The sequence below is a fragment of the Streptomyces sp. cg36 genome, from assembly GCF_041080675.1.
In the GTDB taxonomy this organism is placed as follows: domain Bacteria; phylum Actinomycetota; class Actinomycetes; order Streptomycetales; family Streptomycetaceae; genus Streptomyces.
The window spans coordinates 7,937,714-7,962,447 of the sequence record NZ_CP163520.1 but is presented as its reverse complement, the minus strand read 5'-3'; the positions used below and the strand labels follow the sequence as shown (position 1 = coordinate 7,962,447).

The window sequence follows — 24,734 nt, the reverse complement described above, 5'->3', positions numbered from 1 at the left end:
GATGGGGCCGGGCCGGACGGAAACGGACGTCCGGCCCGGCCCGTCGCGGGCGGCCGAGAGGCCGATCGGGCGTGATCAGTGGAACTGCTCCTCCTCGGTGGATCCGTTGAGCGCCGTGGTGGAGGAGGCCGGGTTGACGGCGGTGGAGACGAGGTCGAAGTAACCGGTGCCGACCTCGCGCTGGTGCCTGACCGCGGTGAAGCCGTGCGCCTGGGCGGCGAACTCGCGCTCCTGGAGGTCGACATAGGCGGTCATGCCGTGCTCGGCGTAACCGCGGGCGAGGTCGAACATGCCGTGGTTGAGCGAGTGGAAGCCGGCCAGGGTGATGAACTGGAAGCGATAGCCCATCGCGCCCAGCTCCCGCTGGAACTTGGCGATCTGGTCGTCGTCCAGGGCGGCCTTCCAGTTGAAGGAGGGCGAGCAGTTGTAGGCAAGCATCTGGTCCGGGTACCGCGCGTGGACGGCCTCGGCGAACTCGCGGGCCTGGGCCAGGTCGGGGGTGCCGGTCTCGACCCAGATCAGATCCGCGTACGGGGCGTAGGCCAGACCACGGGCGATGACCGGCGCCATGCCGTTGCGGACGCGGTGGAAGCCCTCCGCGGTGCGCTCGCCGGTGGTGAACTCGGCGTCGCGCTCGTCCACGTCACTGGTCAGCAGGTTGGCGGCGAGCGCGTCGGTGCGGGCGATGATCAGGGTGGGCACATCGGCGATGTCGGCGGCCAGCCGGGCCGCGTTGAGGGTGCGGATGTGCTGGGAGGTGGGGACGAGGACCTTGCCGCCGAGGTGGCCGCACTTCTTCTCCGAGGCCAGCTGGTCCTCGTAGTGGATACCGGACGCGCCCGCCGCGATCATCGCCTTGGTGAGCTCGAAGGCGTTCAGCGGGCCGCCGAACCCGGCCTCGGCGTCGGCCACGATCGGCGCCAGCCAGTCGGTGGTGTCCCCCGCGCCCTCGGCGGTGGCGATCTGGTCGGCGCGCAGCAGGGCGTTGTTGATGCGGCGCACCACCTGCGGCACCGAGTTGACCGGGTAGAGGCTCTGGTCGGGGTAGGTGTGACCGGCCTGGTTGGCGTCCGCCGCGACCTGCCAGCCCGACAGGTAGATGGCCTGGAGCCCGGCCCGCACCTGCTGCACCGCCTGACCACCGGTCAGCGCACCGAGCGCGTGGACGTAGTCGAGCTCGTGCAGCTGCCGCCACAGCCGCTCGGCCCCGCGCCGGGCCAGGGTGGACTCCTCGCGCACGCTGCCGGACAGCCGGACGACGTCCTCGGCCGAGTAGGTGCGCTCGATGCCCTGCCAGCGTGGGTCGGTGGCCCAGCGCCGCGCGAGCCGCTCGGCCGCCGCCGTCGTGTTCGTGTCTGCCATGACCGTCACCGTCTCCATGAATCGGTTCGTCTGCCAACGCGTTCGCCCTCTGGACGAATGGGTGGCACTCTGTGCCGCACTTTGCGGGTGGCGACCGCCGGAGCCTGCGGAGGGAACTGAGCAATGCTGCAGGTCAGCCGAGCCCAGGACGGTCGGGATCACCGACGTCAGGGCGTGCGCCGTGCCCGCACTGGCCGTCTCGGCTGCCGTCTCCGGCGGTCGCAGAACAGACTCTGACAGCGGCACGCAGTGCCATCAATGAGGTATATGTGCCAAGTTCTGCGAATCTTCCGCCGGAGAATTGCCAAGGTTGCGAACGTTTACCACACCCGCGACACGCGTACGCTCAACACCGACGAGGCCGAAGGAGCTCAGGTGAGCAAGACGTACGCGGGCGCGCGACTGCGACGGCTGCGCGAGGACCGCAGGATGAGCCAGGCCGAGCTCGCCCGGGTCCTCGGCATCTCCCCGAGCTATCTGAACCAGATGGAGCACGACTCCCGCCCCCTCACCGTGCCCGTCCTCCTGCGGCTGACCGAGGCGTTCGGCGTCGACCCCGGGTTCTTCTCCGAACGCGACACCAGCCGCCTGGTGGCCGATCTGCGCGAAGCCCTCGCGAACGAAGTCGCCGAGGCCCGCGTCTCCCCCTCCGACCTGGCCGAACTGGCCACCCGGATGCCGGCCGTCGCCGCCGTCCTGCTCGACCTGGGACGGCGCACCCAACTCCTGGCGGAACGGCTGGCCGACACCGCGGACGGCCGGGACACGGACCACGGCGCGCCACGCTCGCCCCACGAGGAGATCCGCGAGTTCTTCTACCGGCGGCAGAACTACCTCCACGACACCGACCTCGCCGCCGAAACACTCGCCCACGACATCGCCATCCGCCCCGGAGAAGTGGTCCGCCTGCTGTCGGACCGCCTCACCGAACACCACGGGATCCGCCTCGCCCCCGGCTCCGACCGCCTCCACCACTACGACCGGCGGACCCGCGTCCTGCACCTGTCCGGCCGGCTCCGGCCCGGCCAGCAGGCGTTCCGGATGGCCACCCAACTGGCCCTGCTGGAGCACGGAGCCGAGCTGGACCGGCTGGCCGCCGAGGACTTCGAGCCGGGCTCCCCCGCCCACGGCCTGGCCCGCATCGGCATCGCCAACTACTACGCCGCCGCGCTGATCCTCCCCTACCGCGCCTTCCACACGGCCGCCGAGGAGTTCCGGTACGACATCGAGCGGCTCACCGACCACTTCGGCATCGGCTACGAGACCGTCTGCCACCGCCTGAGCACGCTGCAACGCCCCAGACTGCGCGGAGTCCCCTTCTCCTTCGTCCGCGTCGACCGCGCCGGGAACATGTCCAAACGGCAGTCCGCGACCGGCTTCCACTTCTCCCGCGCGGGCGGCACCTGCCCGCTCTGGAACGTCTACGAGGCGTTCGCCGCGCCCGGCCGCATCCACGTCCAGGTCGCCGCCATGCCCGACGGCCAGCGCCACTTGTGGACCGCCCGCGCCGTCACCCGGCACCGCGGCGGCTGGGGCGAGCCCGGCAAGACCTTCGCCATCGGCCTCGGCTGCGAGATCCGCCACGCGCCCCGGCTCGTCTACTCCGACGGCCTCGACCTCGACAACGCCTCCGCCGCCACCCCCATCGGCATGGGCTGCCGCCTCTGCGAACGCCTCGACTGCCCCCAGCGCGCCGTCCCGCCACTCGGCCGGACCCTCGCCGTGGACGAGAACAGCAGCACGTTCATCCCCTATCCGGTGTCACCGGACCGGAATTGAGGACCGTCCCGAGCCGACCAGCCCCCGAGTCCCGGGCCTCGGACACGGCTGTCCTACGATCACGGGGAGTCATCACACGAGGAACGAGGGAGCGACACCGCATGGCGATCGAGAGGCCGGGGAAGCCCGAGAACCTGCCGGCGGCCGAACTGCTGTGGGCGCGCTGGGCCTTGGTCGCCGTCTTGGAGGCCACCGCCGATGCCGAGACGCACGGCGTCCACCGCACCGGCACCTGGATCGACGAGCGGGGACTGCACCTCGACGACTGCGGCTGCACCTGGTGGACCCTCGCGCCGATGGGGCAGGGCCGCTATGTGCTGTACGGCGAGGACGAGTCGAGCGGCGTCAAATGGCACAGGCCGACGATCGACATGCTGGCGCGGGCACCCCACTGGCTTCCGTTCGAGCGGCTGCGCGACCTGCTGGAAGGGTACGAGCTGGGCTGCGTGTACTGGTACGAGGACGGCGCCTGGGCCCGCGCCCCGTACCCCGCAGCTCTCGACGACGACGGCCTCGACTGCGGCATGACTCGCTTCGCCGAGCGCGAGGAGGCGCTGGGCCTGGTGAAGGACTGCGAACGCATGCCCCGCGAGCAGGCGGAGGAATCGCTGACCGCCGCCGAGACCTACCGCCTCACCACGTCCGACATCGCGGCACTGCTCGACGCGGACGACGAGTGCACGCCAGCGGACCGGGAGGCCGCGCTCCGCGCCCTGGAACGCGCCCAGTTGGCCACCCCGCACTGACCGAGCTGCCGCCCTTCTTCGGGGGCGCCCGCCCGGTAGGAGTACTCGCATGCCCACCGGGACTTCAGACCCGGGTGCTCACGGCGCTGCCCGAAGCACTCGCGCCACCGCATCGGGCAGCCTCGTCTCCCCGTCACGCATCGCCTCGGCGAGCTGGGGAGCGGTCAGGCCGATCGCCGTCGACAGATCCGCGTCCACCAGCCGAGTGCCGTTGAAGTGCGCGCCCTGCATGCGCGCTCCACGCAGATCCGTGCCCCTGATCACCGCGCCTTCCAGATGCGTGCCATCGAGCCAGGCGCCAGTGAAGACGGAGTCGCGCAGCCAGCTCTCTTCCAGATGGGCGCCGATCAGGTTGGCCCTGTCCAGGCGGGAGCCGCCGAGGCGGACGCGCTCCAGCCGGGCGTTCTGGAGGTCCGCCCCGCGCAGATCCGTGTGCCGCAGGTCGATGCGGAAGGGCTCGGCCACCTGCGGGCGTCGCCCCAGGACCGTCAGCGCGGCCTGCACGGACTCCTCCGGCAGCCCCTTCTCGGGCAGCTCCGCACCGAGCGGCACCGGCACCTGGTCCCGGACGAACGCGGCCAGCACCTCGACCACCGTAGGGTGGTCCTTGACGGAGTCCCGCATGATCCGCTCCAGCGCGTAGATACCGCCGAGCCGCTCGACCGTACGCTCCGAGGCGAGCAGCTTGATCGCCTCCACATAGCGGCCGGTGACCTGGCCGTCGCGGGCGATCTCGGCCTGCTCGCGGTCGCGTTCGCGGGTGTGGCGCAGCGTCCGGTCGGTGTAGTAGAGGCCCGCACCGGCGACGGCTCCGGCCCCGAGGGCGACCAGCGTCGTACGGAACCCGGTGATCACCACACCGTCGGCGGGCTGCAGATCATGCTGGCGCAGCCGGTCACCGTCCAGCCACCACGGGCCCCGCCACAACAGCAAGGCGTACCCGACGAAGACCACCGCCAGCACCACAAGAACCAGGACGCGCGTCCGGCTGCGCTTCATACGCGGGAGCATGTCCCACGGCCGGGACGATATGCGCGGCCGGCCACCCGAACCGGCCTCGGGGCACGTGCGGGGGCAAACCTCATCTCCCGGTGTCGTGGCCCTGTTCGTCGAAGCGGCGCCGTGCCGCCTCGATCTCGTCCAGGTAGCGGCGGGTCCAGGTGCACATGCCATTGACCGTGTCGCGCAGCGCCGCGCCCGCCTCGGTGAGGCGGTAGTCCACGCGAGGCGGCACCGTCGCGTACACGGTCCTGTGCACCGCCCCGTCCCTCTCCAGCTCACGCAGAGTCTGGGTGAGCATCTTGTGGCTGATGCCCTCCACCTCGTTCCTCAGCTCGGTGAACCGCAGCGTCCGCGTCCCCAGGACATTGATGATCAGCAGGGCCCACTTGTTGGCCACCCCCGTGAAGATCTCCTGCGCCAAGGACGCGACACGCATCGCGTCCGCGCCCTCGGACACGGGCTCGACCTGCTCGGTTTCCATCAGGTGCCCCTCTCACCAAAAAGTGCGTCCTTCCACGTCAGAGCCTACTCACCTACGTTTTGCGAACAGCCAGTTGAGAGCCGAGGGAGAGTACTTGTGACCATTCTCAGGACCTACGCACGCCTGTGGACCGATGACCTGGACGGCGCACTGCCGCTCCTGGAGCAACTGACCGGTGAGCAGCCCCACTTGCGGCTGGGATTCCACGAGGTCGGCCTCGCCGCCATCGGCAACTTCCTGGTGATCGCGGGACCCGCCGAGGAGCGTGCGAAGTACGCCCATGCCTCCGCCACTGTCGTCGTCGACGACCTCGACGCTCTCCAGACGGCCCTGGAATCCGCCGACGCGACCATCACCACCCCCGCGACCGACGGCCCGACGGGCCGGTTCCTCTACGCCCGCCACGCAGACGGAGCGGGCATCGAGTACGTCGAATGGAACCCGGAGTTGGTCCACGCCCTCATCCACACGTAAACCCTCACTGAGGCCAGGGCCTTGACGAAACCGCCTAAACCAGCACGGGAAGCGACGCGAGTCCCCGTACGAGACGGGTGCGCCGCCACTCCAGTCTGTCGGGTGGCAGGGCGAGGCGGATCCGGGGGAATCTGGTCAGTACCGCCCGCAGGGCGATCTCCATCTCGGCCATGGCCAAGGGGGCGCCGACACAGCGGTGGACGCCGTGGCCGAACGCGAGATGAGCAGCCGCGTCCCGGCCCGGATCGAGGCGGTCCGGCTCCGGGAACCGGGCCGGGTCCCGGTTGGCCGCACCCAGCGCGACCAGGACCGGGACACCCGCCGGGACCTCCGTGCCGCCGAGCACGACGGCCTGTGTGGTGAACCGGAAGGTGGCCACGCCCACCGCCGAGTCGAAGCGGAGCAGTTCGTCGAGCGCGGCAGGGATCTCGTGAGGCGCGTCGCGGAGGCGACGCAGTACGTCCGGGTGCTGGAACAGCGCCAACAGGGCGTTGCCGAGCGCGTTGGTGGTGGTCTCGTGCCCGGCCACGAGCAACAGCACGGCCAGGGAGACCAGTTCCTCCTCGCTCAGGCGGTCCTCTCCGTCCCGAGCCGCGACGAGCCGGTCCAGGAGCGAGTCGCCGGGGTGCATACGTTTGGCGGCGATCAGGTCTTCCAGGTATCCGGCCAGCGCGTGGGAGGCCGCGTCGATGACGTCGGGCTCTCCCGCCGCGAACAGTTCCGCGGACCAGCCCTGGACCGTCGGCCGGTCCGCCCGCGGCACTCCGAGCAGCTGGCAGATCACCATGACCGGGAGCGGCACCGCCAGGCGGGCCACGAAGTCGAGTGGCCCGTCGGCGGGCCACTGGTCCAGCAGCTCGTCGGTGGTCCGGGCGATGAAGGGACGCAACTGCTTGACGGCCCCCGTCGTGAACTCCCTGGTCACCAACTGCCGCAGCCGGGTGTGCCGGGGCGGGTCGGTCGCCAGCATGGTGCGGGCCACCGCCGGGTGCAGTCGGCGCCGCGACTCCTTGCCCGCGAAGAAGACGCTCGTGTCCTTCGACAGACGCGGGTCATTGAGGGCCGCCCGGGCCTCCGCGTAGCCGGTGACCAGATAGTCGGTACGCCCTCCCCCACCGGCGGGCAGGGACTGTACCGGGCAGACGGAACGCATGGCCGCGTACGTCGCATAGGGGTCCCGCAGGACGCGGGGATCTTGAGCCGGTTCGGTCATGACTTCAGACTCCAACGACTCATGGCGTGTGTCCGTGAACTCCGTGCCCGTGTCGCTTCGTTGGCCGATCTGCGAGACGACTTCGATCCGCCTGCCCCACCCAACAGTCTCAGCCCCGACACCTTCTCCGTACGACCACCCGATCCACCTCCTGACAAAATAGCCGGTCGGCGGGGACTCCCCCGCACATCCGACCGGCGCCATACGGCACGCGGGAAGCGGTGGGGGCGGCTGACGAGCTCGGCGACGGCCCTCTCCTCCGCACAACGCGCCTTGCCGCAGCCCGCAACCCGGCGCTATCACTTTCGTTGAGCGTAGGCGACGTCTCCCCGAAGGACCCAGGGTCGCGCCGACGGCGCCGGAGAGGACTTGATGACACATCTGCCGCCCGACACGACTGGTCTGCTGCACTCCTCACCGGAGGCGGACGGCGAGGAAACGCTGAGACGGGGGACGGCTCTGGTCGATCCGCTGCTGCGCGAGGCGGTAGGACGACTGCACCCGTCCATGGCCACGGTCTGCCGCTACCACCTGGGCTGGGACACCCCGGCCGCGTCGGCCCTGCCGGTGCGCACCGGCAAGCGGGTACGCGCGGCGCTGGCGCTGCTGTCGGTCCGCTCCGTGGGGGCGCCGGAACAGCTGGCCGGGATCGCCGGGACCGCTGTCGAGCTCGTACACCAGCTGTCCTTGCTCCACGACGACATCATGGACGGCGACGCGGAGCGGCGCGGGCAGGCCGCGGCATGGGCCCGGTTCGGTACCGGGGCCGCCGTGCTCGCGGGCGACGCCCTGATCGTCCAGGCGGTGCGTACGGTGGTCCGGGCCCAGGCGCCGGGTGCCCAGGCCGCCACGGAGGACCTCGTCGTCACCGTGGAAGCGATGGTGGACGGGCAGGCAGAAGACCTGGCTCTGGAGCAGGCCGACCTTCGGGAGATCTCCGCGGACCGCTACATGTCCATGGCGGGTGGGAAGACCGGTGCGCTCTTCGGTTGCGCGGCGGCACTCGGCGCCGTCCTGTGCCAGGCCCCGGAACCCACGGTGCGGGCTCTGCGCAGCGCGGGACGGGATCTGGGCACGGCGTTCCAGATCCTCGACGACGTGCTGGGGCTGTGGGGCGATCCGGCTCTCACCGGCAAGCCAGTGGGCGGGGACCTGCGGCGCGGCAAGAAGACGCTCCCCCTCATCCTGGCCGCCCGTTCCGACACGACCGCCGGCCGGCAACTCGCCGCCCTGGTCAACCGCTCCCCGCTGCCCGCCCACCGCCTCCAGGACGTGATGCGCCTGCTGGCGGACACCGGTGCGCGTGAGTACGCCGAGGCCATCGCCGCCCGGCACATGGCCTCGGCCCTCACAGCACTCGACGAGGCGGAAGTGGCGGAAGACGTGCGCACGCAGTGGCACGCGCTGATCGGCTGTTTGTCAGGGCGCAGCAGCTGAGGTGACGTCTGCGGGTACCGCCCCGTTCTACTCGGCGAGGGCCGTGGTCGCCCAGCCCGGAGAAGGCCGTCCTCGCCCGGCGAAGCCGACGTTCTCAAGGTCCCGGACGCCGGCAGGGCCCGGGCCGCGATGTCGCGGTCCGGGCCCTGCCTCGTGTGGGGTGCCGCCCAGCGGCGGCGGTACGTCAGCTCTGGGCGGTGTCGTCGCCCGTCTGCTCGGCGCCCTCGCCCGAGCCGGTCTTCTCACGCATCTTGCGCAGCAGCTCGGCCTTCTGTGCCGCGGCGCCCTGACGGTCGAGGTTGCGGTGCGGGCCGTTGTTCTGCCGCTCCGCGCGGGACAGCTTCTTGCGCTGGCCGCCGCCCATGCCGACGGGGTTGTTGATGTTCTTGCTCACGGGTTCTCCCGGAATGAAGTGAAATGATCTACGGATTCATCGGTGGGGGACGGGCGCGGCCACATCGAAGGACGTCAGCGGGGGCCCGTCACGCTCTCACTCGTAAATCGGCGTCTGGAAGAACATAGCGACGACGTTACACGGTTCCGCAGACCCCGCACACCAGGTTTTCACCGCTCCGGGACCGTCGCGAACGTATGCGAGGACCCGGGGTCAGCCCCTCTGCACCCGTCAGCTGGCGGGCCTGCCGAACCAGTACGAGAGGCGCTCGTCCAGGTCCCGCTGGTCGTCGCCGATCCAGGCGAGATGGCCGTCCGGTCGCAACAGGACGCAGGGAGCATCGAGTTGGGCCGTGGGGTCCGCGAGGTGGTCGACCCGGTCGGACCAACCGCCGACCGTCAGCCGTTCGGTGCGATCGAGCAGCAGTCCGCGACCTCGGTGCAGCAGCCCGTACAGCCGGCCCTGCTTCACGGTGATGTCGGGCAGGCGGCGGCCCAGCAGGTCGGGGCCCTCGCCGAAGTCGTAGCGGATGTCGATCGCGGAGATCTTCTCGATGAGACGGCGGTTCACCTCGTCGAGGTCCATCAGCTCGGTGAGCAGCCTGCGCACGGCCCGCGCGCCGGGTTCGGCGGAGCTCAGTTCCATCTGGGCGCGGGTGTTGTCCAGTACGTTCTCGGCGACCGGATGGCGCTCGGCCTGGTAGGTGTCCAGCAGGGTGTCGGGCGCCCAGCCGCGGATCTGTGCGGCCAGTTTCCAGCCGAGGTTGAAGGCGTCCTGGATGCCCAGGTTGAGGCCCTGCCCGCCGGTCGGCGGATGGATGTGGGCCGCGTCGCCTGCCAGCAGCACCCGCCCGACCCGATACCGTTCGGCCAGCCGGGTGGCGTCCCCGAAGCGGGACAGCCAGCGCGGGGAGTGCACGCCGAAATCGGTGCCGGCGATGGCGCGCAGCTGCTGCCGGAAGTCGTCCAGGGTGGGCGGTTCCGCGCGTTCGCTGACGCCCGCGGCGGGCATGACGACGCTGTAGGCACCGCCGCCGAGCGGCCTGAGCCAGAACCGCTGGATTGTCGCACCGATCTGCTTCACCTTGGCGGCGATCTCCTCCTGCGGCGCACCCGCCGCCATCTCGCCCATCAGCGTCTCGGTCCGCGCGGGCTCACCGGGGAAGGCGACACCGAGGAGCTTGCGGACCGTACTGCGCGCGCCGTCACAGCCGACGAGATAGCGCGCACGCACCTGCTCACCGTCGGCCAGTTCCACCGTGACCCCGTCGTCGTCCTGTACGAACCCGGCCACCGCGTACCCCCGCCGGACCTGCGCACCCAGCTGGATCGCGTGCTGCTCCAGCTGCTCGACGACGACCGGCTGCGGGATGCCGAGCAGGTAGGCGTGCGCGGAGTCCAGGTCCTTCGGTGCGGGTTTGTCGATGCCGGCGAAGAAACCTCCGGCCGGACGCCGGCGGCCACGTTCGCGCAGGCGGTCCAGCAGACCGCGCATGGCCATCAGCTCGATGCTGCGAATGTGCAGACCGACGATGCGGGCGAAGGACACGGGCTCGGTTTCCCGCTCCACCACGAGTACCCGCACATCGTGCAGCCGCAGTTCGGCGGCCAGCATCGCGCCGGTCGGCCCGCAACCGGCGATGATCACGTCGAAGGTGGGTGGTACGCGGTCGGCGCCGGAGGCCAGGGGCGGGAGTCCGGGGACCTTGCCAAAGGTGGAGCCGTCATCGGCCGTCTCGCTCGACGACGGCACGGCGGTGAAACGCTCAGCGTTCATGGGTGTTGCCTTTCGGGAGTGCCTTGGCGTGGCGCTCCCGGCGACACCTACATCAGTCGCCCGGCCGTGACGGCAGGGGGAGCACCCACATCGATCCTGCGTTCATGGGTCTCACCTCCTCGGGCGGTGTCACGGTCAGCTGCAAGGTACAAGCCCCCGCATCGACTCGTCCACTTCTTTTCCGCGCCGTGTGATCAGGACTCCCGACCGGCCGGACCCCGTGCCTCTCGGCCGTGTCGGCACCTGCACCGGGCAGGAGGTCCGGCCAAACGAGGCTGCCCGTTGACCGGGCAGCCTCACGGGTCAGGCGGCCGTGGCGAGCGGACGGGCGGGCTGTGTCTGCTCGTAGGCGTGGCCGACCCGCAGAAGCGTGGGCTCGCCGAGGGGTTTGCCGAGCAGTTGCATCCCGATGGGCAGGCCCGCCGTGTCATGGCCGACCGGAAGGCTCAACGCGGGCACTCCGGTGATGTTGGCGGGTGCGCTCAGGCGTACATAGGCGTCGGAGACGCTCTCGACCGTGCCGTCGGGCCAGGTGACCGTCTGCTCGTCCGCCCCGGCCGCGGGCATCGGGACGCTCGGGGCGGCGATCACGTCGACCTCCTCCAGCATCCGTGCCCACTCGGCGCGCATGAGCGCGCGGGCGCGTTGGGCACGCAGGTAGTCACCGGCGCTCATCAACTCGCTTGCCTCCAGGAGGATTCGGACGTCGTCCTGATAGAGCTCGGGAACCGTACGCAGGCTCCCTTCGTGGTACGCGCCGGCCTCCGGGACCATCAAGCCCCACTGGGTGGCCTGGATGTAGCGGGTCATCGGGATGTCGACCTCGACGAGCCGCGCGCCCAGGGCTTGGAGCTCCCCGATGGCGTCCCGGACGGCCTTTTCCACCTGCGGGTGGACGTTCTCGAAGTAGTACGTACGCGGCACACCGATGCGCAGCCCGGTCAGATCCGTCGTGGCAGCGGGCCGGTAGTCCACGGCGGGCGCGGACAGCGAGGCGGGGTCGCGCGGATCGTGTCCGACCAGCGCGCCCAGCACCAGGGCCGCGTCCTCCACGGTGCGGGTGATCGGGCCGACGTGGTCCAGTGACCAGGACAGGGAGGTGACGCCGTGACGCGGCACGAGGCCGTAGGTCGGCTTGAGGCCGACGACCCCGTTGAGCGCGGCGGGCACCCGGATCGACCCTCCGGTGTCGGTGCCCAGGGCGAAGGTAGCGGTGCCCGACGCGACGGCGACCGCGGAGCCGCCGCTGGAGCCGCCCGCGACCCGGCCGAGGTCCCAGGCGTTGCGGGTCTGCGGGGTGGTCAGGCCGAACGCGAATTCGTGGGTGTGGGTCTTTCCGAGCAGGATCGCACCGGCCGCGTTCAGACGTGCGGTGACGGTGCTGTCCGCCGTCGCGCGGTGCCCGGCGCGGACCCGGGAGCTGGCCGTGGTGGCCATTCCCGCGACGTCGATCAGGTCCTTGAGTCCCATCGGGATGCCGTGCAGCGGGCCCCGGTGACGCCCGTGCGCCGCTTCGTGCGCGGCTTCACCCGCCGCCTGGCGCGCCTGCCGCGCGGCGACCGTGACGTAGGCGCCGAGGTGCGGTTCCACCTCCTCGACGCGGCCGAGGACGGACTCGACGAGTTCGACCGGGGACAGTCGCCGGGCCTGTATCGCGTCCGCGGCGGCGGCGAGGGTCAGCTCATACGGCTGCATCGGACTTCTCTCCTTCCGCGCGGTAGGCAGTCGCGGGCGGCGCGTCCGCGAAGTCCAGCTCCCGCAGGACCGAGACGACGCTGTGGATGTGGTTGGCGACGGCGGCGACCGCGGTGTGGCGTTCGGCGGGCAGCGCGAGACCGGCACGGGCGGCCCAGCGGGCGGCCTCCGACGGTGTGAGTTCGGCGGCGGACATGGGGCTTCTCCCTCTAGGTGGATGTGGGCGCGCACTGACCAGCGCCCCAAAGGCCAAAGATTCGCAGTGTGTTGCCGCAGGGGCGGCGGCCCGCGCGGAGACGGCCGAGCGGGGCCGCACTCGCGGGTCAGGCCGTGGTGGCCGGGAGCTCCGCGCCGGGTTCGGCGAGCAGCCGGTAACGGCCGCTCTCACGGCGGACGGTGCCGCCCGTGGGCCGCGGGAAGTGGGTGCCCAGGAGCAGTGCGTCGGTGTCGGCGAGGCCGTCGAGGAGGCGGGCGCGGGTGCGGATGGCCTGGGCGGGGTCGATGTCGACGCAGCTGTGTACGTGGGGGTGGGAGAGTTGCACGGGGTGGTGGATGCTGTCGCCGGTGATCACCGCACGGCGGTCGTTGCCGCGCAGTTCCACGGCGACCTGGCCCGGGGTGTGGCCCGGGGCGGGGACCAGGAAGACGCCCGGTGCCACTTCGCGCCCCTGGTCGGGCACGTCCACGAGGTCGTACTGTCCGGCGTCGCGGACGGGGGTGACGGAGTCGCGGAACATCTGGCTTCGGGCCGCGTCGAGGTCGGTGGCGGCCCAGTGGTCCCACTCCGTGCGGCTGGTGAGGTAGCGGGCGTTGGGGAAGGTGGGCACCCAGTCCTCACCGGCGAGACGGGTGTTCCAGCCCACGTGGTCGGTGTGCAGGTGCGTGGTGATCACCAGGTCCACGGACTCGGGCGGGAAGCCGGCCGCCGTGAGACGCTGCGGGAAGTCGGTCTCCAGGCCGTTCCAGGCCGGGTTGGCGCGCGGCTTGGCGTTGCCGATGCCGGTGTCCACGACGATCCGCAGCCCGCCCGCCTCCACCGCGAAGCTGTGGCTGGCCAGGCGCGGGACGTCGGCGTCGGCGAAGTCGGGCCGCAGCCACGACGCCTCGTCCAGCACCTCCTTGGTGGCGTCCGGGAGCAGCCAGGGGCCGGTCTGGCGGGGCAGTTCGATCTCGTCGACGCGGCGTACGGCGATGTCGCCGAGGCTCCACCGCGTGCTGGTGAAGGGAGTGGCCTGCTGGGGTACGGCGGTGTTCATCGGTGGGTCCTTACGGAAGGGACGGCGTGACGCAGGAAGGGCAGGACGCGGGTCAGACGCTGCTCGGCTGCCGCGCGGTGCGGGCGAGACCGGCGAGGGTCAGCACGATGACCGTCACGGCGTAGAGCGAGACGGCCCTCTGCAGGCCGTACAGGTTGGTCAGCAGCCCGGCGAGGACGGCGGGGATGCTCATGGCCAGGTAGCTGAGGACGTAGTAGGCGGCGAGCGTTCCGGCGCGTTCGTCCGGGGCGGCCGGAGACAGCAGCAGGCGCAGGGCTCCCTGGCTGACGGCACCGAAGCCGGTGCCCGCGAGCACGGTGCCCGCGAACAGGGCGAGCAGGCTGTGCGGATGGGGCGCGCTCAGGGTCAGCAGGGCTCCCGGGATCAGGAGCGCGGTGCCGGCGAAGCTCGCGGTGCGGGCGGGCAGTGTCCGCGCGGCGAGGACGGCGAGACCGGCCGCGGCCGTCAGGGTGAAGAAGACCAGGCCGCCGGTGGCGCGGGAGGCGTGCGGGGCGATGAGCCGGGCGAGCGAGGGGCCGAGCGAGGAGTAGAAGCCGCCCAGCGCCCAGGCGGCGACGACACCGGGGGCGAGCAGTTTCATGGCCGGGCGGGAGGCGGGGGCGACGGCGATGCCGGGACGCAGGGAGCGCCACGCGCCGGAGCGGGGGTGCGCGGTCTCGGTGGTGAGGAGCACGGCGGCAGCCTGCGCGGCGAACACCGTGAGCAGCAGGAGGTAGACGGTACGGGTCGGAGCGGGGGCGTACTGCACGAGGGCGGTGGAGGCCAGCACTCCGGCCGCCATGCCGGCCACGGGCGTGATGCCGTTGGCGAGGGTCGCCCGTCCGGGGCGGCCGGGGTCCTCGAAGTCGAGCAGGGCCGCTCCGGCGGCGCTGGTGGCGACGCCGGTGGCCAGACCCTGCACGACCCGGGCGGCGATCAGTGCCGCGACGCCTTGGGCGGTGGCGAAGGCAGCCATCGCGACGGCCTCGGCGAGCAGTGCACCGAAGAGAACCGGGCGCCGCCCCAGGTGGTCCGAGAGGGTGCCCGCGGTCAGCAGCGCTCCGAGCAGGGCGAGCGCGTAGGCGCTGAACACGACGGTGACCGTCATCGCCGAGAAGTGCCATTCGGCCTGGTAGAGGGCGTATAGAGGGGTCGGCGCGCTGGAGGCGGCCAGCAGGGCGACCAGGACGGAGGCGTGGAGGGGAAAGGCACTGCGGCGACTGAGCACGGGCAAGCGGTGGAGCGGGGACTGCGGGGCTAAGAGATCATCTCATTTGGAGAATCCGGTAGCCTGTAGGTGTGTTGATGGTTGAGCGGTTGGTGCCGGACGGGTTGTGGGAGTTGTTCCAGCGGGTGGTGCCGGAGGCGCCGACGCGTCCGCAGGGTGGTGGCCGGCGTCGGTACGGGGACCGTGAGGTGCTGGCGTCGATCATCTTCGTGGCGACGACGGGGTGTACGTGGTCGCAGGTCCCGCCGGTGTTCGGGCCTTCCGGGGCGACGGCCCACCGTCGGTTCATGGAGTGGAGCCGGCTGCGGGTGTGGGCGAAGCTGCACCGCCTGGTGCTCGACGAACTCGGCGCCTGTGGCGAGCTGGACTGGTCGCGGTGTGCGATCGACTCGGTGAACATGCGGGCTTTGAAAAAGGGGACCTGACGGGCCCGAATCCTGTGGATCGGGGCAAGTACGGCTCGAAGATCCACTTGATCACCGATCGGACGGGCCTGCCCCTTTCCATCGGCGTCTCCGGCGCGAATCTTCACGACAGCCAGGCACTTGAGCCGCTCGTGCGCGGCATACCGCCCATCCGGTCCCGCCGCGGGCCGCGTCGACGCCGTCCCGCCAAGCTCCACGCTGACAAGGCCTACGACAACCGCCACCTGCGGCAATGGCTCCGCTCCCGGCACATCACACCCCGCATCGCCCGCAAAGGCATCGAATCCTCCGAACGACTCGGGCGCCACCGCTGGACCATCGAACGCACGATGTCCTGGCTTGCCGGATGCCGCCGCCTGCACCGCCGCTACGAGCGCAAAGCAATCCACTTCCTCGCTTTCACCAGCATTGCCTGCACACTCATCTGCTACCGCAGACTCACCAAATGAGATGATCTCTAAGACGCTGAACATGGAGCACCTCTCACACCTAAAGGCGAACGCTTTGCTTTAGAGAGAGTAGCCGTGTCATCTCCCAAAACGCAAACACTTAGCTTTTAGGTGGGCGGAGGCATGTCAGGTACGGGCGGACGCGGATCCCGGGCCGAGCACTGCCGCGACGAGACCGTCGGTATAGGCCGCCGAAAGTTCCGAGGGGCGGAACAGAATGCGGTACATCAGGGGCGCGACCACGACGTCCAGCAGGCTCTCCACATCGGGCACGGCCTCCCCGCGCCCGGCCGCCCGCACACCGATGGCCTTCAACTGCTCGGCGGCGTAATCGGAACAGCGGACCGCGTTGCCCTGCTCGGGGTCGCCCAGCAGGGCGTCACGGATGTACGTACGGCCCGCCGTCGAGGACATCTCCTCCGCGAACTGCACCGCCCACGCCTCCAAGTCCGCCCGCAGGCTGCCGTGGTCGGCGGGCTCAGCATCGGGTCGCAGCCGCTCCACGGCCACGTCGGACAGCAGTTCCCGCAGGTCTCCCCAGCGCCGGTAGACGGTGGACGGCGTCACGCCCGCGCGGGCGGCGATCAGCGGCACGGTGAGCGCGTCCCGCCCCACCTCCGCCTCCAGATCGCGGACGGCCTGATGCACGGACTGCTGGACGCGGGCGCTGCGCCCGCCGGGGCGTGTGGTCGCTCGGGCACTCATGGGCCCAGCTTAACGCGAAGACGTTGCGTCTGCGTCGATCGCGAGGCTCGGTGGGCCCTGCACGTACCCGCAGACGGGAGAACACGGCCTGCCGCAGCACCGACGGCGCCGCCCCTCCCGCCACTGCGCCTCTGTCACAGCCGCACCGGCTCGCGCCTCCCGGCCTGCCCGCGCCCGTTTCCGCGTCCACCCCCGCCCCGGCGAACACGACTGTCATCTGACGCGCGCCCCTCCGTAACCGCACGCCGCAAGGGGCGTTAGGGGCAGTGCAATTGCGGGCATGCGGTGCATCCCGCATGGCCCTGAACCGATGTCGAAGGAAGTGACGCGTGCGAGGAAGGCTTGTTGCCGCTGGGGCCGTCGCGGTTGCCGGGGCTCTGCTGCCAGTGACCTGGGCCGGTGCCGCGGCTCCCGCGGCGGGGACCGTGACCGTCAACCCCACCGGGACCGTGGCCAAGGACGGCACCATCACCCTCTCGGGCACCTACCGCTGCAAGGCCGCGGGTCCGGCCCCCGTCTTCATCTCCACCAGTGTGCGCGGCGAAGAAGTCCGCCAAGAGCTCGGCGGGCCGGCAGCCCGCTGCGACGGCGCTCGACACACCTGGGTCCACCACGCCAACCCCCGGTCAGGCCCACGCATGAGGCCCGGCCCGGCCGAGGTCGACGCCACCCTGCTCCGGCTGGGCACCCGCGGCAGTCTGCCTGCGCCGACGATCCTCGCAACCGACCGGCACACCGTCGACCTGCGGCCCGTGGCGGTCTGACGAGCCTGACGAGCGCCGGAGCGACGGTGGGCCGGCCCCTCAGCGTCCACCCGCTCCGGCATCCAGCCCCTCAGCGTCCGGCGCCCCCACCAGCGTGGCCCGGATGGCTGGGGTGAAGGTCTCGATGATCTGCTCGCGGGTCAGCGCCACCACTTCGGGCAACTTGAGCAGATAGCGGGTCACCGCCAGCCCGAGCAGTTGACTCGCCACCAGACCGCCCGCACGGGCCGCCGCGTCCGGGCCGAGTGCGGACGCCAGGACCGGCCCGACCTGGGAGGCGAAGATGTCGTGCAGGCGCCCGGCGGCCCGCTCGTTGGTGACGGCCGAGCGGAGCAGCACCAGGAGCGCGTCGTCGGACGGGTCCCCCTCCCAGCGGTCCAGGAAGTGCCGCACCATCACTCCCGCGAGCGCCGCCGGCTCGACCTCGGTCAGGGCGGGCAGCCGCAGGTCGATCGCCAGGGCGGTGTCGAAGAGCTGCTCCTTGTTGCCGAAGTAGCGCATGACCATCGACGGGTCGATCCCGGCATCGGCGGCGACCGCCCGGATGGTGGTGCGCTCGTACCCCTGGGCGGCGAAGCGATCGCGCGCGGCCCGCAGGATGGCGGCCCGTGTGGCCTCGGACGACCGCCGCGCGGACGGTGCACTGTTCGTCATGCCGAGAAGAGTAGGCCAACACCCGTAGGCCAACAAGCGTTGACTTGATGTTGCCGCAGGTCCATGGTGGTCAACAAAGGTTGGCCAACAAGCGTTGGCTTGCATGAAGGGAGATCCGCCATGACCGGTACCGCACTCCCCGAGTCCACTCACGTCGCCATCGTCGGCGCAGGTCCCACCGGCCTGGCCCTCGCCGTCCACCTGGCGCAGTCCGGCATCGACTTCGTCCTCCTCGACCGCCTCGCCGAGGGTGCCAACACCTCCCGCGCCGGCGTGGTGCACGCCCGCACCCTGGAAGTCCTGGAGGAACTCGGCGCCGCCGACGCACTGATCGCCCGCGGGCTGCGGCTGAACCGCTTCACCGTCCGCGACGGCACCCGCCGCCTGCTCACCATCCCCTTCGGCGACCTTCCCACGCGCTACCCCTACACCCTGCTGACACCCCAGTACGAGACCGAGGCCGTGCTGCTGGCGCGGCTGCGCGAACTCGGCGGCGACGTCCACCGCCCGTACGAGGCCGCCGCCATCGAGCAGAACGCGGACGGCGTCACCCTCACCATGCGCACCGGCGAGCGCCTCCGGGCCGCGTACGCGGTCGGCGCGGACGGGATGCACAGCGCGGTCCGCGACGCGGCGGGCATCGGCTTCACCGGCGGCGCCTACAGCCAGTCCTTCGTGCTGGCCGACGTCACCATGGCGTGGGCACCGGGTCCCGGGGAAGTGGCCCTGGCCTTCGGCGCCGCCGGGCTCTTCGTCGTCGCCCCGCTGCCGGGCGAGCGCTACCGGGTGGTCGCCACCGTGCGGGAGGCACCGGCCGAGCCCGGCCTTCCCTTCGTCCAGCAGTTGCTCGACGAGCGCGCCCCCGGCCAGGCCCACGTCACCGGCCTGGTGTGGTCTTCGCGCTTCCGGGTCCACCACCGGGTCGCCGACCGCTACCGGGCCGACCGCCTCTTCCTGGCGGGCGACGCCGCCCACGTCCACAGTCCGGCCGGCGGCCAGGGCATGAACACCGGCATCCAGGACGCCCACTACCTCGGCCAGGCGTTCACCACCGGCGACCTGGACGCGTACGAGGCACGCCGCCGCCCGGTCGCCGAGAAGGTCGTCGCCTTCACCGACCGGATGACCCGCGTCTCCACGGTCACCGGCCCGGTACGCGCCCTGCGCAACACGGCCCTCCCCCTCCTCGGCCGCGTCCCCGCCTTCCGCCGGAACCTGGCCACGAACCTCGCCGAACTCAACTACCGGTAGAGGCCGTGCCGTAGCCATGCCGTGGCAGTTGTGCCGCGTGCGCCCCAGCAGCGCGTTCCCGCAGACCGCCCTCCCGTCCGCCTCCCCTCATGAGGCCCCCGGAACCGACCCTCTAGGCTGGCGCGATGACTGATGAGCAGGAGCAGGTGCAGCCGTCGGGAGTGTGGGCCACGGCGGTGGGAGTGGCCCGGGTGCGGGCGCTGGAGAGCGCGCGGGAGAACGCGCTGTTCCGCGATCCACTCGCCCAGGCGTTCGCCGCCGCAGGGGGCCTGTGGCCCTCCGCGCCGCTTCCCGATGACGAGGCCGCTCGACGCCGTCGACTGGGCGTCGCGTTCTCCATCGTCATCAGGACGAAGTTCCTGGACGACCTGTTGCGGCAGGCTTCCGCGTCCGGGATCCGCCAAGTCGTGCTGCTCGGGGCCGGGATGGACAGCCGGGCCTTCCGGATGGACTGGCCCGAAGGCACCCGGCTGTTCGAGGTCGACACCGCCGCCCCGCTGCACTTCAAGGCTTCGGTGCTGCGCCGGGAGCAGGCCGTACCGCGCTGCGAGCGGAGGACCGTCACGGTGGATCTGCGCGAGGACTGGCCGGGCGCGCTGGCCGCCGCGGGGCACGACCCGGCCGCGCCGACCGTGTGGATCGCCGAGGGGCTGCTGATCTATCTGCCCGAGGACGCGGTGGAGGTCCTGCTGGCCCGGATCACCGCGCAGTCGGCGGTGGGCAGCCGCATGGGGCTGACGCTGGGCTCGCGCGGTGTGATCGAGCGGTTCGGCGCGGACGCCGTACCGGGCTCCGCGGCGTCCATGTGGGTCTCGGAGATGCCCGACGATCCGATCGGCTGGCTGGCCGGGCACGGCTGGGAGGCCGCCGGCCACACCCTGCGCGAACGCGCCGCCGCCTACGGCCGCCCGATCAGCGCACCACCACAGCACGACGAGGGGCCCGGCGGACTGATCTCGGCAGTCCGCCGGTAGCCCACTCCCCCGCCTGGTCAGCGGACGGCTGCCAGTGTTCCTCCGTTGGAGAGCCTGGCGGTCACGGTCTCACCGCTGCCCTCTGGCGCCTTGACGGCGAGGGTCGTACCGGAACCTTCCGCGTGCTCCGGGCCGGTGACCTCGATCCGGGTCACCGCGCGGCTCCCGGCGGCCAGCAGGTAGCGCGCGCCGGAGGGCGCGTTCCATCGCGTGGTCGCCAGGATGTGCTGGCTGAATCTGCTGCAGTGCGAGGTGTCCCGCACGGCGGCGAGCAACACGCCCGGGTCCCTGGACGGGGTGGTGGGCGGCTGAAAACGTACGGCGACGCTGCCCGGCCCGCTCCAGGTGTCCGCCCTGGCGCACAGCCAAGTGGCCTGGCCCGCGTTCTCGGGCAGTTGCTGTGTCGAGAAGACCCAGTTGTTGACGGCTCGTACCCCGTCGCCGTGCAGCGCCCGCAGCGTACATGCCGAATGCCCCCAGCTCACCAGGGCTGCCGAGCTCGTGGCTTCACGGGGCTGGCGAGCCGGAGGGCCGGTGTTCGGCGCGGGGGTGTAGGTCAGGTGCACGGGCAGGAGGTCGCCGAGATCGGTGAGCACGAAGGCGTGTTTCTCGGCGATGCGATCCGACGAACGCAGTTGCATCGCGGGCCAGTTGGAGCACGGTCCGGTCAGAGCGGGGCGGGGCACCGCGTCGGTGACCCCGTCGTCGGTGACGTGCAGCGGCTGGGCCGCGGTGTCCGGCTCCAGGAGGTCGCGCGTGGTCGATTCCGCGATCCACGGCGCGAGCAGGAAGCGGGTGTGCCGCGCGGTGCGGCTCAGTACGACGGCGGCCGCGGTCGTGACATCGGCGTTGTCGCTGCGGGCCATGTCCAGCTCCGGCGCCTGCCCGTCGGCTTCCGTGTAGCGCACCACACGCTGGTCGTCGTGCAGGAGCACCACCTCGGCATCGTCCACCCGGCCCGCGTACAGCAGCTGCGGTGGCCGCGCCGCAGGCCCTGTGGGTGTGTCGGCGGCTGCCGACATGCGTACGCGCGTACCGGAATGCGCCCACGCGCCCAGTGCCCGCTCCAGTAGGCCCCGGTCGTCCACGAGGTTCCCTCGCACGGGCCAGACCGTGAAGTCCATGCGCGAGCTCGACTGCCACGTACCGGCCACCGCGCGGGCCAGGGACGCCGAGTCCAGCGGGGCCCCGCCCGTGCCGGAACGCGCTGCGGGGTTCGGCGACGACGCCTGCGATCCGCTTTGGACGAGCATCAGCGACACCGCCGCCACGACGGCGAGGCCCACCAGCCCCCGGCGGCGGAACCGGCGGCGGGACAGGTCGCTGGGCCTCGCCTGGAGCGTGCAGGGGTCGAACTCGCCGGACTCCAGCAGGATTGCCTTCCGGCTGTCTTCGGTGGGCCCGAGCTCACCGGCGCCGCGCACCGCCGCCTTCGGCGCCTCCACGCCGGCCGCCGCCAGGACCTCACCGATGGCGCTGTCGGTGAGCCCCTTCAGATGCCGCAGCACGAAGGCGGCCCGCACCGCAGCGGGCACGCCCGCCATCTGCTGGTCGAAGGCGAGTTCGTCCGCACCGCCGATCTGCGGCGTCAGTTTCAGCCCCCACACGGCGGGCAGCACCGGCCACACGGCACGGCGCCAGCGGGCCGGGCGTCGCTCGTACCCGAGTGCGGCGCGCGTCACGGCCGCGACTATCGAGTCCGCGCTGGGAGCCGCGTCACCGGACGGCGCGTGGCTCCCGGCCTTCTGGATCACTCCGGGCCGGGCGGACAGGGCGTTCTGCGCGATGGCATGCGCCGCGAGAACGCGGCGATGACGCCCCAGTGAGGGCGGGAGGATCACGTACGCGACGCGAACGAGCACCGGATAGTCCTCGTTCAGCGCGGCTGCACTCCCGTCGGCCGCGCGGGGTGACGTCGGCAGGCGGAATCCTCGGGCGCGTCTGGACACTGGCACAAGCGAACACCTTCCGTGAACTGCGGCTGTCACGATGACCCTCAAACGAGCGAATTGCGAGACAGTCACACGTCCGTGTCAGCGCGCCTCCACGGATGAGGGTCGGCCGCACAGTAAAAGCGCACGTCACAGCCGAGGCCCGGCTCCCTCGGCGGCGCGCGCACGCCGAAGCCCGCAACCTTTCCCGCCGGTCCGTCGTTCACCAACCGTGAGAGAAGACGATCATCGGATCAACGGCCCTCGTCGACCGCGCGAAACCTCTACCACGCCACCGCAGAAGACCACGGCACCGCTGCCGCGCCAGCGGGCTCATCCCGACGACGTACCCGAGCGGTCGGCGACAGCGGCTCCCGCAGCCATGGCCAGTTACAACCGCTGGTGCACCGTGCTGTTCTGACACTCCCCCGAGTGCGGGCGGGGCTCCTCGGTGGGCAGCGGCAGGGGCCGCTGACCCCGGCGGCTAGGCTTCACCCATGCTGACCAGCGAAGACGACGCGTACGAGGCAGTCGGGCGACTGGCCGCCGGAGCCGCATTGGACCAGGCGCTCGATGTGACGGACCCGGACGCCTGGATCCACCTCGACTGCGGAGTACGAGAGCTGGCCTGGCAGCGGCCGGAATTGTTCCACTCGAACGCCTCGGCGTCCGGGCGGCGGCTGATGGGGCATCGGACTACGTCGCTGCCGGCCGTCGAGTGGCCCGGCACCCCAAAGGACGGCGAGCTCGCCCTCGCCCTCTGCCACCGCGACGGCCGGATCCGCGAAGCCGCCCTGGCCCACGCCGAGGGCCGCCCCGAACTGCTGCCACTGGTCGTCATCCGGTCGGCGGACTGGGCGGAGCCGGTACGCGAACGCGCCCGCGCGCTCCTGGCCGCGACGCCCCGGCACCAGCTGGCCGCGCACACCGCGCTCATTCTGCGGATCGGCCGCCGCCCGCGCGGCAGCCACGCCCAAGAGCTGCTCACCGAGGCGCTGCGAGCCGGCCCCGCCGCCCCCATCGAGGCGCTGCTGAGCAGCGAGGACCGGGCCATCGCCCGCCTCGCCCACCGCATCGCCGCCGAACGGCGCCTCCTCCCTCCGGCGCAGCTCGCCCGGATCGCCGCCCGCCACGGCGACGTCGTGGTGCAGAGCCTGTGCGCCGAGGCAGCCGTGGCCGCCCTCGGCGAGGGCGCCGACGACGGGTTCACCGCGATCGTGGCGCCGCTGCTCGCGTCCCGAAGCCCCCAAGTCCGCTCGGCGGGGGTCACCGCGTTGCGCCGGGCCGGGCGGCACGCCGATGCGGAGCCGTACCTCACCGACCGCTCGGCCCTGGTCCGGGCCTGCGCCCGCTGGATCCTGCGGCAGGACGGCACCGACCCGGCACCGCTGTACCGCGCGCTGTGCGCCGACCCCACCACGCGGCCCGCCGCCGCAGTGGGGCTCGGCGAGTGCGGAGTGCGCGAGGACGCGGAACTGATCCGTACGCTGCTCGCCCATCCCGCGCCCGCCGTACGCGCCTGCGCGGTGGCCGGGTTGCGGGCGCTGGACGTCGTACGCGTCGACGACGTACGGCCGCTCCTGGAGGACCCGTCACCGGCGGTGGTCCGACAGGCGACCGCCGCCCTGCTGCCGTGGGCCGCCCGCCTTCCGCATGAACTGCTGCACGCGCTCATGGCCGAGGACCGTCCGCGCCACCAGCACGTGGCGGCGATCCGGCTGACGCGAGCCGCTGGGGCGCACGCCCCGCACCCTGCTGAACCGGCACGCCCGGCGGGACCGGACGAGGGCCCCCGCAACGGCGGCGCGGCGGTCACGGCACCGGCGATCCCCACTTCCACAGCGGCTGACGCCGGGACGGGTGAGCGCAACTCGCCCTTCCTGGAGGCTGTACGCCGTGTGCTGCGGTGGCAGCGCGGCACCCGCCGGAGCATCGGCCGATAGAACCGCCCTGCACCACCACGGCGAAAGAGCACGAGAACCGGCTGCCGTGGCCCATGGCACCACGACGCGCCCGGACGGCCGCCCGTTGCCGTCGCCCGCCGAGGTCAGCCCCGGCGCGAGAACACTATGGTCGCCAGGACGTACGTCACGCCGCCCACCCCGCACAGCACGTCCCAGGGGTGGCCGCTGCGGCCACGGATCAGTTCCGTCACGAACCCGGTCACCAGCACCAGGACGAGCACGTGCATGGTGAACGCGGAAGCGCGCTGGTTGATGGCGTTGCGGCGCTCGTCCGTCGTCTCGCCGCGCAGCATCGCCGCGGCCTCGGAGCGGCGGGACGCGGTGACGAGGATCAGTACGTAGACGGCCATGATGAGGAACCCGACGGCCGCCATCACGGGTTCGTCCCTCGCCAGGAAGATCGCGATGTAGCCGACGCCCATGGCCAGGCCCACGGCCGGGACGACCCAGCGCTGGCCGCGCGCGGCCTCGGGCTTGTGCTCAATCGACATGAAAGATCTCCTCCACCGTCTGTGCGAAGTAGCGGGCCATACGGATCGCCAGGGGCAGTGAGGGGTCGTAACGCCCCTGTTCAATGGCGTTGATCGTCTGCCGGGACACACCGAGGGCCTGGCCCAGCTCCTGCTGGGACAGGCCCTGGGCCAGGCGTAGCTGACGTAGATCATTCCGCATGGATGGAAAGTATGCTTTACACGTGGGGGTGTCAAGCGTCCTTTACACCGACGGGGAGGACCGGGCCGTCCGCGCCGCCACTTGGGTGCCAAGTACAACCTT

General features: G+C 71.6%; 24 protein-coding genes. 9 read left to right on the top strand and 15 right to left on the bottom strand.

The window, feature by feature from the left end:
• Positions 1-75: 75 nt before the first annotated feature.
• Positions 76-1,362 carry an isocitrate lyase gene (aceA, locus tag AB5J87_RS35070; protein ID WP_369382785.1) on the bottom strand — a complete coding sequence of 429 codons (1,287 nt, stop codon included), beginning with the start codon at positions 1,360-1,362 and terminating at the stop codon, positions 76-78.
• A 375-nt stretch (positions 1,363-1,737) separates the two neighbouring features.
• Between aceA and AB5J87_RS35065 the strand changes: the two genes are divergently transcribed.
• Together AB5J87_RS35065 and AB5J87_RS35060 are read left to right on the top strand one after the other, a co-directional pair.
• Positions 1,738-3,141, top strand: coding sequence for a short-chain fatty acyl-CoA regulator family protein (locus AB5J87_RS35065; RefSeq protein WP_369382784.1), 1,404 nt, complete (start codon positions 1,738-1,740; stop codon positions 3,139-3,141).
• 101 nt (positions 3,142-3,242) lie between these two features.
• Positions 3,243-3,887 (top strand): hypothetical protein, encoded by a 645-nt coding sequence (locus AB5J87_RS35060; RefSeq protein ID WP_369382783.1) that lies wholly within the window; start codon positions 3,243-3,245, stop codon positions 3,885-3,887.
• Positions 3,888-3,965: 78 nt separating this feature from the next.
• On the opposite strand, the gene AB5J87_RS35055 is transcribed toward AB5J87_RS35060, so the two are convergent.
• Together AB5J87_RS35055 and AB5J87_RS35050 are read right to left on the bottom strand one after the other, a co-directional pair.
• The gene (locus tag AB5J87_RS35055; RefSeq protein WP_369382782.1) at positions 3,966-4,886 is read right to left on the bottom strand and encodes a pentapeptide repeat-containing protein; all 921 of its coding nucleotides are present in this window, start codon (positions 4,884-4,886) and stop codon (positions 3,966-3,968) included.
• A gap of 82 nt (positions 4,887-4,968) precedes the next feature.
• A complete protein-coding gene (locus AB5J87_RS35050) occupies positions 4,969-5,370 on the bottom strand; it encodes a winged helix-turn-helix transcriptional regulator (protein ID WP_369382781.1) in 402 nt (133 codons plus the stop codon).
• A 96-nt stretch (positions 5,371-5,466) separates the two neighbouring features.
• Here AB5J87_RS35050 and AB5J87_RS35045 point away from each other — a divergent pair, with 96 nt between their 5' ends.
• Positions 5,467-5,844: a VOC family protein gene (locus AB5J87_RS35045; RefSeq protein ID WP_369382780.1), complete on the top strand. Its 378-nt coding sequence runs from the start codon at positions 5,467-5,469 to the stop codon at positions 5,842-5,844.
• Between the two features lie 34 nt (positions 5,845-5,878).
• Here AB5J87_RS35045 and AB5J87_RS35040 read toward each other — a convergent pair whose 3' ends face one another.
• Positions 5,879-7,057, bottom strand: coding sequence for a cytochrome P450 (locus tag AB5J87_RS35040; RefSeq protein ID WP_369382779.1), 1,179 nt, complete (start codon positions 7,055-7,057; stop codon positions 5,879-5,881).
• A 372-nt stretch (positions 7,058-7,429) separates the two neighbouring features.
• Here AB5J87_RS35040 and AB5J87_RS35035 point away from each other — a divergent pair, with 372 nt between their 5' ends.
• Positions 7,430-8,494 carry a polyprenyl synthetase family protein gene (locus AB5J87_RS35035; protein WP_369382778.1) on the top strand — a complete coding sequence of 355 codons (1,065 nt, stop codon included), beginning with the start codon at positions 7,430-7,432 and terminating at the stop codon, positions 8,492-8,494.
• Between the two features lie 184 nt (positions 8,495-8,678).
• Here the strand turns inward: AB5J87_RS35035 and AB5J87_RS35030 are convergent, their stop codons facing one another.
• The 6 genes from AB5J87_RS35030 to AB5J87_RS35005 all read right to left on the bottom strand — a co-directional run bounded on the left by AB5J87_RS35030 (position 8,679) and on the right by AB5J87_RS35005 (position 14,843).
• Positions 8,679-8,888: a DUF6243 family protein gene (locus AB5J87_RS35030; RefSeq protein WP_369382777.1), complete on the bottom strand. Its 210-nt coding sequence runs from the start codon at positions 8,886-8,888 to the stop codon at positions 8,679-8,681.
• 231 nt (positions 8,889-9,119) lie between these two features.
• Positions 9,120-10,664 (bottom strand): FAD-dependent monooxygenase, encoded by a 1,545-nt coding sequence (locus tag AB5J87_RS35025; protein ID WP_369382776.1) that lies wholly within the window; start codon positions 10,662-10,664, stop codon positions 9,120-9,122.
• Between the two features lie 303 nt (positions 10,665-10,967).
• On the bottom strand, positions 10,968-12,359 hold the full coding sequence (locus AB5J87_RS35020; protein ID WP_369382775.1) for an amidase: 1,392 nt from the start codon (positions 12,357-12,359) through the stop codon (positions 10,968-10,970).
• Complete coding sequence (locus tag AB5J87_RS35015; protein WP_369382774.1) at positions 12,346-12,555, bottom strand: hypothetical protein; 210 nt, start codon at positions 12,553-12,555, stop codon at positions 12,346-12,348. Before AB5J87_RS35015 ends, AB5J87_RS35020 begins: the two co-directional genes overlap by 14 nt.
• A 127-nt stretch (positions 12,556-12,682) precedes the next feature.
• Complete coding sequence (locus tag AB5J87_RS35010; RefSeq protein ID WP_369382773.1) at positions 12,683-13,615, bottom strand: MBL fold metallo-hydrolase; 933 nt, start codon at positions 13,613-13,615, stop codon at positions 12,683-12,685.
• Between the two features lie 52 nt (positions 13,616-13,667).
• A complete protein-coding gene (locus AB5J87_RS35005; RefSeq protein WP_369382772.1) occupies positions 13,668-14,843 on the bottom strand; it encodes an MFS transporter in 1,176 nt (391 codons plus the stop codon).
• Between the two features lie 77 nt (positions 14,844-14,920).
• Here AB5J87_RS35005 and AB5J87_RS35000 point away from each other — a divergent pair.
• Positions 14,921-15,717 (top strand): IS5 family transposase gene (locus AB5J87_RS35000; RefSeq protein ID WP_369383753.1). Its coding sequence is split into 2 segments (ribosomal slippage): positions 14,921-15,253 and positions 15,256-15,717, totalling 795 coding nucleotides; the frame shifts between segments, so codons are not numbered across the junction.
• Positions 15,718-15,843: 126 nt separating this feature from the next.
• Here the strand turns inward: AB5J87_RS35000 and AB5J87_RS34995 are convergent.
• A complete protein-coding gene (locus AB5J87_RS34995) occupies positions 15,844-16,422 on the bottom strand; it encodes a TetR/AcrR family transcriptional regulator (RefSeq protein WP_369382771.1) in 579 nt (192 codons plus the stop codon).
• Between the two features lie 425 nt (positions 16,423-16,847).
• Here AB5J87_RS34995 and AB5J87_RS34990 point away from each other — a divergent pair, with 425 nt between their 5' ends.
• Positions 16,848-17,186, top strand: a complete 339-nt coding sequence (locus AB5J87_RS34990) for a DUF6299 family protein (protein ID WP_369382770.1) — start codon at positions 16,848-16,850, stop codon at positions 17,184-17,186.
• A 39-nt stretch (positions 17,187-17,225) separates the two neighbouring features.
• Here the strand turns inward: AB5J87_RS34990 and AB5J87_RS34985 are convergent, their stop codons facing one another.
• Entirely contained in the window at positions 17,226-17,840 is a 615-nt protein-coding gene (locus AB5J87_RS34985; RefSeq protein WP_369382769.1) for a TetR/AcrR family transcriptional regulator, read from the bottom strand.
• A 120-nt stretch (positions 17,841-17,960) separates the two neighbouring features.
• Between AB5J87_RS34985 and AB5J87_RS34980 the strand changes: the two genes are divergently transcribed.
• Positions 17,961-19,091 (top strand): FAD-dependent oxidoreductase, encoded by a 1,131-nt coding sequence (locus AB5J87_RS34980; RefSeq protein WP_369382768.1) that lies wholly within the window; start codon positions 17,961-17,963, stop codon positions 19,089-19,091.
• A 125-nt stretch (positions 19,092-19,216) separates the two neighbouring features.
• Complete coding sequence (locus AB5J87_RS34975) at positions 19,217-20,065, top strand: class I SAM-dependent methyltransferase (protein ID WP_369382767.1); 849 nt, start codon at positions 19,217-19,219, stop codon at positions 20,063-20,065.
• A 17-nt stretch (positions 20,066-20,082) separates the two neighbouring features.
• Here the strand turns inward: AB5J87_RS34975 and AB5J87_RS34970 are convergent, their stop codons facing one another.
• A complete protein-coding gene (locus AB5J87_RS34970) occupies positions 20,083-21,927 on the bottom strand; it encodes a hypothetical protein (protein ID WP_369382766.1) in 1,845 nt (614 codons plus the stop codon).
• A 566-nt stretch (positions 21,928-22,493) separates the two neighbouring features.
• Between AB5J87_RS34970 and AB5J87_RS34965 the strand changes: the two genes are divergently transcribed.
• Positions 22,494-23,939 carry a hypothetical protein gene (locus tag AB5J87_RS34965; protein ID WP_369382765.1) on the top strand — a complete coding sequence of 482 codons (1,446 nt, stop codon included), beginning with the start codon at positions 22,494-22,496 and terminating at the stop codon, positions 23,937-23,939.
• A 104-nt stretch (positions 23,940-24,043) separates the two neighbouring features.
• Here AB5J87_RS34965 and AB5J87_RS34960 read toward each other — a convergent pair whose 3' ends face one another.
• The gene (locus AB5J87_RS34960; protein ID WP_369382764.1) at positions 24,044-24,451 is read right to left on the bottom strand and encodes a DUF2178 domain-containing protein; all 408 of its coding nucleotides are present in this window, start codon (positions 24,449-24,451) and stop codon (positions 24,044-24,046) included.
• Positions 24,441-24,632 carry a helix-turn-helix transcriptional regulator gene (locus tag AB5J87_RS34955; RefSeq protein ID WP_369382763.1) on the bottom strand — a complete coding sequence of 64 codons (192 nt, stop codon included), beginning with the start codon at positions 24,630-24,632 and terminating at the stop codon, positions 24,441-24,443. Before AB5J87_RS34955 ends, AB5J87_RS34960 begins: the two co-directional genes overlap by 11 nt.
• Positions 24,633-24,734 lie beyond the last annotated feature (102 nt).

What these genes read in the sequence shown, in the direction of transcription:
- AB5J87_RS35020 (WP_369382775.1), bottom strand. Translation starts at nt 12,359, where the DNA reads ATGCAGCCGTATGAGCTGACCCTCGCCGCCGCCGCGGACGCGATACAG.
- AB5J87_RS34955 (WP_369382763.1), bottom strand. Translation starts at nt 24,632, where the DNA reads ATGCGGAATGATCTACGTCAGCTACGCCTGGCCCAGGGCCTGTCCCAG.
- AB5J87_RS34985 (WP_369382769.1), bottom strand. Translation starts at nt 17,840, where the DNA reads ATGACGAACAGTGCACCGTCCGCGCGGCGGTCGTCCGAGGCCACACGG.
- AB5J87_RS35015 (WP_369382774.1), bottom strand. Translation starts at nt 12,555, where the DNA reads ATGTCCGCCGCCGAACTCACACCGTCGGAGGCCGCCCGCTGGGCCGCC.
- AB5J87_RS35025 (WP_369382776.1), bottom strand. Translation starts at nt 10,664, where the DNA reads ATGAACGCTGAGCGTTTCACCGCCGTGCCGTCGTCGAGCGAGACGGCC.
- AB5J87_RS34960 (WP_369382764.1), bottom strand. Translation starts at nt 24,451, where the DNA reads ATGTCGATTGAGCACAAGCCCGAGGCCGCGCGCGGCCAGCGCTGGGTC.
- AB5J87_RS35055 (WP_369382782.1), bottom strand. Translation starts at nt 4,886, where the DNA reads ATGAAGCGCAGCCGGACGCGCGTCCTGGTTCTTGTGGTGCTGGCGGTG.
- AB5J87_RS34975 (WP_369382767.1), top strand. Translation starts at nt 19,217, where the DNA reads ATGACTGATGAGCAGGAGCAGGTGCAGCCGTCGGGAGTGTGGGCCACG.
- aceA (WP_369382785.1), bottom strand. Translation starts at nt 1,362, where the DNA reads ATGGCAGACACGAACACGACGGCGGCGGCCGAGCGGCTCGCGCGGCGC.
- AB5J87_RS35035 (WP_369382778.1), top strand. Translation starts at nt 7,430, where the DNA reads ATGACACATCTGCCGCCCGACACGACTGGTCTGCTGCACTCCTCACCG.
- AB5J87_RS35050 (WP_369382781.1), bottom strand. Translation starts at nt 5,370, where the DNA reads ATGGAAACCGAGCAGGTCGAGCCCGTGTCCGAGGGCGCGGACGCGATG.
- AB5J87_RS34995 (WP_369382771.1), bottom strand. Translation starts at nt 16,422, where the DNA reads ATGAGTGCCCGAGCGACCACACGCCCCGGCGGGCGCAGCGCCCGCGTC.
- AB5J87_RS34965 (WP_369382765.1), top strand. Translation starts at nt 22,494, where the DNA reads ATGCTGACCAGCGAAGACGACGCGTACGAGGCAGTCGGGCGACTGGCC.
- AB5J87_RS35010 (WP_369382773.1), bottom strand. Translation starts at nt 13,615, where the DNA reads ATGAACACCGCCGTACCCCAGCAGGCCACTCCCTTCACCAGCACGCGG.
- AB5J87_RS34980 (WP_369382768.1), top strand. Translation starts at nt 17,961, where the DNA reads ATGACCGGTACCGCACTCCCCGAGTCCACTCACGTCGCCATCGTCGGC.
- AB5J87_RS35040 (WP_369382779.1), bottom strand. Translation starts at nt 7,057, where the DNA reads ATGACCGAACCGGCTCAAGATCCCCGCGTCCTGCGGGACCCCTATGCG.
- AB5J87_RS35060 (WP_369382783.1), top strand. Translation starts at nt 3,243, where the DNA reads ATGGCGATCGAGAGGCCGGGGAAGCCCGAGAACCTGCCGGCGGCCGAA.